The sequence below is a fragment of the Streptomyces sp. 3211.6 genome (assembly GCF_003634815.1).
GTDB lineage: Bacteria > Actinomycetota > Actinomycetes > Streptomycetales > Streptomycetaceae > Streptomyces > Streptomyces katrae_A.
Genome location: NZ_RBXC01000001.1, coordinates 225198 through 234602, shown reverse-complemented (window position 1 = coordinate 234602; position 9405 = coordinate 225198). Strand labels below are relative to the sequence as shown.

At 73.4% G+C, this 9405-nt stretch carries 8 protein-coding genes; 3 read left to right on the top strand and 5 right to left on the bottom strand.

The features are described 5' to 3' along the window. Positions 1-358: 358 nt before the first annotated feature. From BX286_RS01160 to BX286_RS01150, 3 genes are read right to left on the bottom strand one after another with little or no spacing between them, the layout of a single operon-like run. A complete protein-coding gene (locus BX286_RS01160) occupies positions 359-643 on the bottom strand; it encodes an RICIN domain-containing protein (protein WP_121014336.1) in 285 nt (94 codons plus the stop codon). Positions 644-684: 41 nt separating this feature from the next. Continuing rightward, positions 685-1608, bottom strand: a complete 924-nt coding sequence (locus tag BX286_RS01155) for a pyridoxamine 5'-phosphate oxidase family protein (RefSeq protein WP_121014335.1) — start codon at positions 1606-1608, stop codon at positions 685-687. Next, positions 1605-2309: a hemerythrin domain-containing protein gene (locus tag BX286_RS01150; RefSeq protein WP_237293232.1), complete on the bottom strand. Its 705-nt coding sequence runs from the start codon at positions 2307-2309 to the stop codon at positions 1605-1607. The genes BX286_RS01155 and BX286_RS01150 overlap by 4 nt, the downstream gene beginning before the upstream one ends. Before the next feature lie 226 nt (positions 2310-2535). On the opposite strand from BX286_RS01150, the gene BX286_RS01145 reads away from it, so the two are divergent. Continuing rightward, entirely contained in the window at positions 2536-5934 is a 3399-nt protein-coding gene (locus BX286_RS01145) for a BTAD domain-containing putative transcriptional regulator (RefSeq protein WP_187344055.1), read from the top strand. Between the two features lie 1053 nt (positions 5935-6987). Next, complete coding sequence (locus tag BX286_RS01135; RefSeq protein WP_121014333.1) at positions 6988-7599, top strand: hypothetical protein; 612 nt, start codon at positions 6988-6990, stop codon at positions 7597-7599. Positions 7600-7665: 66 nt separating this feature from the next. Here the strand turns inward: BX286_RS01135 and BX286_RS36310 are convergent, their stop codons facing one another. Next, positions 7666-7986, bottom strand: coding sequence for a hypothetical protein (locus BX286_RS36310; protein WP_185117133.1), 321 nt, complete (start codon positions 7984-7986; stop codon positions 7666-7668). A 127-nt stretch (positions 7987-8113) separates the two neighbouring features. Between BX286_RS36310 and BX286_RS01125 the strand changes: the two genes are divergently transcribed. Then, on the top strand, positions 8114-8695 hold the full coding sequence (locus BX286_RS01125; protein ID WP_079431357.1) for a flavodoxin family protein: 582 nt from the start codon (positions 8114-8116) through the stop codon (positions 8693-8695). 232 nt (positions 8696-8927) lie between these two features. Here the strand turns inward: BX286_RS01125 and BX286_RS35980 are convergent, their stop codons facing one another. Then, the gene (locus BX286_RS35980; RefSeq protein ID WP_123995182.1) at positions 8928-9245 is read right to left on the bottom strand and encodes a hypothetical protein; all 318 of its coding nucleotides are present in this window, start codon (positions 9243-9245) and stop codon (positions 8928-8930) included. Between the last annotated feature and the right edge of the window lie 160 nt (positions 9246-9405).

Sequence of the window (9405 nt, the reverse complement as noted above, 5' to 3'; positions counted from 1 at the left end):
CGGTGCGGCGCGGCGTGTGGTCGGAGGCATCAGGCACTCCGCCCGATCGGCATCGACGGGCGGAAGCAGGCTGCCATCGCCCCGACTGCAGGACGGGGCTGCACATGGCGCGTGGCCGTCGGGGGTCCGGCGGGAGCCACCTGCGTGGCTGGCGCGGCCGACACCTCGGCGGACCACAGGGCCGTCACCGTGCCGAGAATCGCGAATGCCTTGAACGGCCGGGGCCGGCCAGTTGTTCTTCTCAACTCAGCGCCTGCGTCTGATGCGTGCCTTGTGGCCGCATGGCGCTGAGTTGAGACGAATCGCGATCTTCCGTCAGCGGTCGAACGCGTGCGATCGGATCAGGCGTTTCCGCCGGTCACTGCTTGATGTTCCACACCCACGTCTGGTTGGCGGCCGGGTGGCAGTCCCAGATCTGCACGCCCGCGCCGTTGTGGGTCTGCCAGTCGGTCACGTCGAGGCACAGGGCCGGTCCGCCGTTGAACCGTTCCCCTACGATCAGGTCGGGATTGCGGTCGGTGCGGCTCCAGCGCTGGTTGGGGACGGGGTTGGCCCTCGCCGGTCCCGCCGCGAGGGTGAAGGCGGCGCAGGCTGCGACGAGTACGCCGAGCGTCCGGCGGGCGGGAGGGAAGCGGTCGAGCATGAGTTCTCCAAGAGGGGTAGGGGGTGGGCTAGCGGGCGCCGTCATCCGCGGTGCGGCCGGGCCAAGTCCCGGAACAGGTCCCAGCGCACCTTCGGCCTGGGCAGTGCCCGGCGTTCCAGATAGCGGTCGGTGGAGCGCCTGGCCCGTCGCAGGACCGTCACCGCGTCGCGGGCCGAGCCCGAGCCCATGGGCTCCACCACCTGCGACGGCACCAGTACGAGCTCCCCCGCCGACCACCGCAGTTCGCCCCGCACGAGGGCGTTGTACATACGGTTCAGCAATGCGTCGTGCCGGTGCACCAGGAGGGAGGCCGGGCCCGGTACGACGGCGCAGTGGGACGGTATGACGATCCGGTACCCGGCAGGTCCCGCGACGGTCCGGGTTCTGGCCAGCACGGGCGCGCCGGCCGCATCCCGGGCGGCCAGGACGGCCGTCGGGAAGCTGCCCAGCCGGGCGGCGCCCGGCAGTGCGGCACCGGCCGCGGAGGCCTGCGCCGTCGGCACCGCCAGTTCCGCAAGGGGCGGCCGGACGTCCACGCGCTCCGGCTCGACGGTGATCAGCAGCCGCAGGTAGTACCAGTCCATCAGCGGCCGCATCGGGGCCCGGACGTACCCCCGGCTGTGCGGCTGGCGTACGAACAGCATGCTCCAGTAGTCCTCGGCTCCCTGGGACCCCGTCATGATCTCGTCGGGGCACGCGGCACGGCCGCTGACGGCGATCTGCGGGGCGGGGTCGAGCCCGCTGCCCGTCGGATCGGAGAAGAGCAGGGCGACCCTGCCGTCCCGGCGGATGTTGAACGCCTTCTGCGCGAACGCGAGGGAGGTGGTCAGCAGCAGCGTGCCGTCCGGCCTGCGCTTCACCGCCGTCGGCCAGGCAGCCGGGGTGCCGTCCTTGCCCAGGGTGGCGAACTCGCAGGTGCGGTAGGCGTCCAGGACGTCGAGCGGCGCCGAGGCGAGGACGCTCACCGGGCTGCCCCACCGTCGAGCGGGGCGCGCAGGGTGCGGCAGGCGGCGGCGTACTGGCGCCGGCCGAAGGCCCGCCACATCAGGCGGCCGATCAGGGGTGCCCTGTCCAGGAAGTAGGCCCGCTCCTGCGGGTCCGTGTCCTCGAGGAGAGCGCCGAGGGCCAGCAGGAGCTTGTCCTTGGGAACCGTCTCCATGCCCCGGCGGCCCACCGCGTCCCACTCGGCGACCGACAGGTGCTCCTCGACCAGGGGCAGGACCAGCCGCTCCTCGTCGTCGAGGTGCTCCAGGAGAGCGCACCGGTGCTCCTCCAGAGCCCCTGCGAGCTCCTCGGCAGCCGCCCGGCCGGGGCTCCGCTGCCAGGCGGGCGCTCGGTCGGTGACCTCGGCCAGGCTCCGGTCGATCCGAGCGTGCTGCTCCTCCATGCGCACGACGATGTCCGTGCCCTCGGCGACCGCCTCGGCCCGCCCGCGCAGCAGCGGCCAGATCGTCTCGTCCTCGACGGTGTGGTGGTGGTGCAGCCCGGTGACGTACTCGGCCAGGTGCGCGCCGACGATCGCGGCCCGCTCCGTCGCGCCTTCGGGTACGGCCCGCACCAAGCGGGGAAGCAGGGCCGACTCGCGCCGGAAGACGCGGTGCACGACGACCATCTCGTGGGTGTACGGGCGCCCGGGGGAGGGGCTGGGGGTGCTGCTGTGAGACACGCTCGAATGCTCCGGGTGATCGATGGCGGAACGGGCGGGAGCAGCGTGCCGAGCGCCGCTTGGCGTTCACTGCGCCCCCACTTGGCTATGGCTTGGCGGGCACGCGGAGTCCGTGCCTCCGACGCTGCCGCCCCGACGTTCCGTCCCTCCCTCAAACACCCTCTGAGCAGGTACGTTTACCCGTCGTCCAGTGATCGTTCCAGTCATCTCCGGTACATTCGCCGACGTGTTGCGCATACGAGTGCTGGGCCCCCTGGAAGCCGAGTCGGAAGGCAGGCCCGTCCCCCTGGGAGCCCCCCGGCAGCGGGCCGTGCTCGCCGGGCTGCTCGCCGCCCGGGGCGCGGTGGTCTCGGTCGACCGGCTCGCCGAGGATCTGTGGCGCGGCACTCCGCCCGCGAAGGCCACCGCCTCCCTGCACGCCTACGTGTCCAACCTGCGCCGCCTCCTGGAACCGGAGCGGCCGCCGCGCGCCCCCGCCGGTGTGCTCGTCACCTGTGCGCCGGGATACGCCCTCCGGCTGCCGGACGAGGCCGTGGACGCCTGGCACTTCGAATCCCGGCTGGAGCAGGCCCGGCGGGCCGCCGCCCCCCGCTCCCGGGAGCTGCTGGCCGAGGCGCTGTCCTGGTGGCGGGGCCCGGCCTTCCAGGAACACGCCGACGAGGAATGGGCCGCACCCGAAGCAGCCCGGCTGACCGCCCTGTTGGCGGACGCCCGCGAGCTTGCCGTCGCGGCCGACTTGCGCGCCGGGCCCCCGGCCGAGGCCGCGCGGGCGGCCGCCGCCCTCGTCGAGGCGGAGCCGCTGCGCGAGGAGGGATGGCGGCTGCTCGCGCTCGCGCACTGGGCCTGCGGGCGCCAGGCGGAAGCGCTGGCCGTGCTGCGCCGCGCGCGGGCCGTGCTACGGGAGGAGCTGGGCTGCGATCCGTCGCCCGTCCTGACCGGTGTCGAGCAAGCCCTCCTGGAGCAGCGCCTGGACGTCCTGCGCGCCGGAACGTCACCGGGCACCGACCCGTCCGGCGGCCTCGACGAGTCGCACGCGGCCGGTGTGCCCGTAGCTGCTGCCGAGGTCCGGACGCCGCCGCCGGGGACGGCCGGGGCCGAGGCCGCGCGGCCGTTCCTCGGGCGGGCCCGGGAATTGCGCACCGCCGAGGCCGCCGCCCGCGCCGCGCGTGCGGGCGGAGGGCTGATGCTGGTCACCGGAGAGGCGGGGGCCGGGAAGTCGGCCTTCCTCGCCCGGTTCGCCGACCGGCTGGCCGGTGACGGCTGGACGGTGGTGGTCGGACGCTGCCCCGAATACGAAGGGGCGCCCCCGGCCTGGGCCTGGGTCGAGGCACTCGGCGCACTGGCCCGCCAGGCACCCGCCGCCCCGGCCGAACTGGCGGTCCTGCTGCACGAACCGGACGCGGCACCCGCCGCCACCCGGGACGAGGCCACGGCCGGCCGCTTCCGCATGCACCGGGCGTTCGCCGCCTGGCTCTCCGCCGCGGCCGACGGCAGGCCGCTCGCCGTGTTCCTGGAGGACCTGCACCGGGCCGACGGGGAGACGCTGGCACTGCTGGAGGCAGCCGCCGCGGTCACCGGCGTGCCGCTCCTCACCGTCGGCTGCTACCGCCCGGCGGAGGCCGGCGACCGGCTGGCGAAGACCCTCGCCCAGCTCGCCCCTCGGACCCCGCACCGGATCGCGCTGGGCGGGCTTCCGGCCGACGCCGTCGCCACCGTCGTCGCCGCGGTCTGCCGCACCCCCGCTTCGCCGGACACCGTGGCCGCGATCGCCGCGCGCACCGGCGGCAACCCGTTCTACGTGTGGGAGAGCGCCCGTCTCCTGGACAGCGAAGGCGCCCTGGTCGCCCTGTCCGAGGTCCCCCAGGGCGTCCGGGACGTCCTGCGCCGGCGGCTGGCCCTGCTGCCCGACGCCGCGCTCGCCGCCCTGCGCCTGGTGGCCGTCATGGGCGCGGACACGGACGTGGCGCTGCTGGTGGAGGCGGCCGACACCGACGAGGAATCGGTCCTCGAAGGGCTCGACGCCGCGCTCGCCGCCGACCTGCTCACGGAGCCGGGCCCGGGCCGGGTCGGCTTCGTGCACGCCCTGGTACGCGACACCGTCTACACCGACCTGACCGGCGTGCGCCGCGCCCGGCTGCACGACCGCGTCGCCGCGGTCCTGCGCCGCCACCGCCCCGACGACCTGGCGGCGCTGGCCCACCACTTCGCCCGCTCCGGCCGGTCCGTGAACGCCCCGCTCGCCGTGGACTACGCCCTGCGCGCGGCCGAGCAGGCGGAACGCCGGTACGCGCACGACGTGGCCGTCGGGCTGCTCGCGCAGGCACTCGACGTGCACGCGGCGGCCACCGCCGACCCGTACGCCGACCCCGACGCGAGCATCGCCCTGCTGGTGCGCCTGCTCGGCGCCCAGGTCCGCGCCGGCGCCACCGACGCGGCGCGCCACACTCGGCAGCGGGCCGCGGACCTGGCGGTACGGGCCAACCGTGACGACCTGGTCGCCGCGGTCTACGGAGCGTGGACCGAGCCCTCGCCCTGGCGCACCCGGCTGGAAGGGCTCTTCGACCGGACGGCGCTGGCCCGGCTGGAGCGGCTCGCCGGGGACCGGGCGCTGGACGAGGCGACCCGGGCCCGGGTGCTCCAGGTGCTGGCGGACGCGGTGGCCGGCGAGGACGCCGCGCGCGCCCGTGAGGCGGCCGACGCGCAGCTGGCGCTCGCCGACTCCTCAGGGGAGCCCCGGCTGCTGGCCTCCGCCCTGATGACCTCGGCCAAGCTGCCGCCGCACGAACGGCAGGCCGGGGGGCGGGACCCCCTCGTCGCCCGGCTGCGCCTGCTCGCCGCCGAGCACGACCTGCCCGCGTACCGGTGGGTGTGCGAGCACCTGGACGCCATGACGGCCGCCACCCGCAACGACCCGGCGGGCGTCCGCCGTCACACGGGGGAGGGGCTGCACCTCGCCGACCGGTACGGCATGCTCTGGGCGCGCGGCATCAACGCCACCACCCGGGCCATGCTCGCCGCCGTCGAGGGACGGTTCACCGAGGCGGAAGAGCGTTACGCCCAGGCCGAAGAGCTGTTCCGGCGGGTGGGCGCGCACCACGCGAACGGTCCTCGCACGCTGGGCCTGTGGACGATCCGGTTCACCCAGGGGCGGACGGCGGACATCGAGCGCAGCGTCCGCGAGGTGCACGAGGCGGTCGGCGAGCCGGTGGCCGTGGCGCACGCCCTCCTCCTGGCCCGCCAGGGCCGGCTGGACGAGGCCCGCGAGATCCGGTTCCCGGCCTTGCCGGTGACGGACCACCTGTACGGCATCGAACTGGACTACCGCAGCGAACTGGCCGTCCTGTGCGGGGACACCACCACGGCCGGCCTGTTGGCAGGGCATCTGCTGCCGCTCCAGGACCAGTTCGGGGGCGCGGCGGGCGCGGCCTACGCCACGCGGCCGCTCGCCCACCCGCTGGGGGACCTGTACCGCCTGCTCGGCGAGGAGGAGGCGGCGGCCGACGCGTACGCGCGCGCCGAACGCGTCGCGCTGGCCTGGAACTCCTCCCTGCACGCGGCATCCGCCCGCCGTGCCGCCGCGGAACTGGCCGTGGCACGGAGGCGACGCCGCGTCTTCGTGCCCTGACGGGCCGGTGAATCTCAGGTGTCTTATTGAGGCGGCTGAGGTACTCGGCCCGATGAAGGTCGCCGAGTGTGCACGGCCTCACGCGAGCTTCTCGCCTACCTGGAAGGTCGAAATCCATTGTCGCGGGGTGTCTCCTTCACCGCCTGCGATCACGGCATATGTGAGCCATGCCGTGGGACTGTTCTGCATCGCTGCCGACGCCGTGCACGGCCCCCAGGTCACCTACGACGGACTCCCCCTGGTCGGGAGGGACATGGCGGAACCGGAGAGCGACACAATCGCGTACGCCGAGGCGAATGACGTGCAGTTCCGCATCACAGCCGAGGGCTACGCGGCACCGGATGATCCCGGGATCGTCATGCGCGCGCAACCGGTCGGAGAGGCCCTCCGATCGCGTCCGCTGTTCATGGTCCCGCGCGACGGCGCGTGGACGGAACGTCGGGGTTGGTCAGCAGCAGATCGGCCTCCCTGGGCCATAGTGCTGCCATGGGGGTCGGGCTCAGGTTCCTGTGCGGGCCGGGGACGTACCACGAGGGTGGGCGCGACCCATCGAGCGGCGGTGCATTGGTCCCCTGCCGCCGGAGCCCGCGCGTGCCCTCTGACCTTGCTGACACCTGTCATCGCGGCCACCGCCCACACACCCGCCCCACCGCCAAGACGCCCGTCGCCAAGGCCTCCGCGCCTGCCCCGGCCGCCGCCCCGGCGCACGCCCCAGCCGCGCGGCCAGCCGACCCTCAGATCCCCGCCCCCACTTCCGCCCCCATTCCCGTCCCCGCTCCAGGGACGGCTCCGGCGCCCGCTCCGGGGGCGGCTGCGGGCGCCGCTCCGGCCCCGGCCACCAGTGTTGTTCCCGCCGTCGTGCCGCCGGCAGGCGACGCCGATCCGTGGGCGGTGCCCGCGCGCACGGACGCGAAGCGCGAGCCGGCCCTTCCTTCGTGGTCAGCCTTCGGGACGGATTTCCCCCGTTCGCCTGACCAGAGGACGCCGGTGCGCGAAGGTCGTGGCAGACGGGCCCGCGGCCGGGCGGGCCCTGCCAGGCGGTGAAGGGGCGTTATGGCCGGCGACAGGGAGACGTGGACGACCGAGGAGTTCGGGACCTCCCACGAGGGCTGGGTCGGGGTCCTCCTGGCCGACGGGACCGTCCCCGCGCCCGCGCTCTTCGACACCGGTTCGGGCCCCGATGTCCACCAGACATCTCACTGGTCCGTCTACGACGGCCGCTTCACGCACATCCCGCGCGCGGCCGCGCTCCGCGGAACCTGCTCGTGCGGATGGAGCGGCCCCGAACACCCCTTGGACTGGGACGCGATCGGCAGGCAGGATCTGGAGGACGCCGCCGACGAACAGGCGGACGCGTGCTGCCAGGAGTGGGACGAGCACACGACCGCCGTCGAAGCGGCCACGATCCCGCTCCCCGAGTCCGTCACCCACCTCCTTGAGCAACTGCAAGCCGAGATCGGCAAGCTCGGCGACGACTCGCCCCTCGCCGCGGTCCGTGCGGTCCGCCGGCTGGAGGCCGCCGCCCGCGCGGCGGGGTACTGGGTCGCCCGCTCCGCCCAGCACGACGCCACCCCGGCGCAAGCTGCGACCGCCCTCGGCCTGACCGAGGCCGCCGCCCGCCGCGAACTCGCCCGGCTCGGACGCTGGAGCCCGTACCGGCCTTGACGACCGCCGCTGAAGGAGCGGCGGTCGTCAAGACCGTGCCCGGCGCCCTGCGCTATGGCGGCGGGGTCAGCGCAGCCGGAGGGTGACCTGGGCGCTGTTGATGCTGTCGTAGGTCACCGAGAACGTCTTGCGGGTCCCGGAGCCGCACGCTTCGAACTCGTACGTCTTGCCTGTGCTGCTGGTCAGTCGGCCGAGGGGGGAGAGGATGCGGGAGTCGGGGCAGTCGGCCGCGTACCGCAGGAGTGCCTCGCGTTCGGCGGGGTCGACGGCCAGGCTCCACCGGTGCTCGGTCGCCACCCAATCGCCGAGGTAGCGGCAGTGCACCGCAGCGGCCAGCAGACCACGCTCCGCCCTGCACTCCCTGATCACCCGACTGAGCCGCGACATCGACACCGTCACCGCCGGCTTCGGAGGCGGCGACTGAAGCCATGAACGCGCTGACCGCGCCCGGAAATACCGCGGGGTCGGGCGGGGTTGGACGTGGCACATTCGACAGCGACAACTGGAGCCTCACGTGACCCGTTCGTTCCTCTTTCTCCTGGCCAGCGCCAGACCGGACGGCAACACCGAGCAGCTGGCTCGGACCGCAGCGGAACAGCTCCCGAGCGACACCGAACAGCGGTGGCTGGACCTGGCACAACTGCCGCTGCCCGACTACGTCGACGCGCGGCACGCCGACGCGCCATGGCCGGAGCAGGAGAACGAGGAACTGCTGCGGCAGGCAACGCTCACCGCCACCGACATCGTGATCGCGTCGCCGCTGTACTGGTACTCGCTGTCTTCTTACGCCAAGCGCTACTTCGACTACTGGTCGAAGTGGCTGAGCACCCCGGACCCGGGTTTCAGGACGAAGATGGCGGGTCGCACGCTGTGGGGCGTGACGGCGATGGCACATCGAGAGGAGATCGTCGCAGAACCGCTGGTGCTCACCCTGCACCACACTGCCGCATACATGGGGATGCGCTTCGGCGGCGTGCTGCTCGGCAACGGCTCCCGGCCGGGGCAAGTACTCGACGATAAGCGAGCCGCAATTCGCGCCAAGACCTTCTTCGCCGAGGAAGCGCCATTCGCCCGCTTCCCGTATGAGGAGGAGTGACACGGCCGGCCGCCTCGGCTCTTTCGATGGTTCCTGGCATGGCCCGACCTTGCCGCAGGTCTGCTCACCTGCTGGGCCACGCCACCGGAGCGGCGTTGCGCCCTGACACCGACCACGTCACAAGATCAGCGCCAGAGCCCGCCAGCCTCAACACCTCGAAAGGGCGTGGCTGAACCAGGCGCGAAGCGAGCGCAATGTCTCACGCTCGCCCCGCGCGGGCTGGCCGCCCCTACTACACCCAGGCGACTCGTTCCACCGTGTCGTTGTAGCCCGCCGGCTCCTCGAGCTTCTCGCCGGCCTTCAGGATGCGCTCACCCTTGCCGATCAGCTTCGCGTCGCTGTCCGTGAGGTTCACCCATGATGAGACGTTCTTGGACATGCTGCGGCCGCCAGGAAGCGGCAACTGGCTGAGCTCCACGTTGAAGCCGGCTCCGATCCCGTACCCCGGGCCCTGGCAGTTGTAGTCCCGATACAGGCCCAGGGTCTTGGGCGGACACGGCGCACCCTCAGGGAGGATCTGGACTACGCCAGGGGGCAGATTGGTGCTCATGGCTCGCTCCGTTCTTCAGCTCCCGCCAGCCTTTCCGGCGGGGCTCGTGCCCACCAACGTTCCACACGAAGGCGGCGCGAACGGACCTGACACAGGGCTTGATCGTTCCTGCAATGGACATGACCACCCACATAGCCGAGTACGTGCGCTCGGCCGTACC

Excerpts from the sequence above, each read along its gene's own strand:
- BX286_RS01160 (WP_121014336.1), bottom strand. The coding sequence starts at position 643 with ATGCTCGACCGCTTCCCTCCCGCCCGCCGGACGCTCGGCGTACTCGTC.
- BX286_RS01135 (WP_121014333.1), top strand. The coding sequence starts at position 6,988 with ATGGCCGGCGACAGGGAGACGTGGACGACCGAGGAGTTCGGGACCTCC.
- BX286_RS36310 (WP_185117133.1), bottom strand. The coding sequence starts at position 7,986 with ATGTCGCGGCTCAGTCGGGTGATCAGGGAGTGCAGGGCGGAGCGTGGT.
- BX286_RS35980 (WP_123995182.1), bottom strand. The coding sequence starts at position 9,245 with ATGAGCACCAATCTGCCCCCTGGCGTAGTCCAGATCCTCCCTGAGGGT.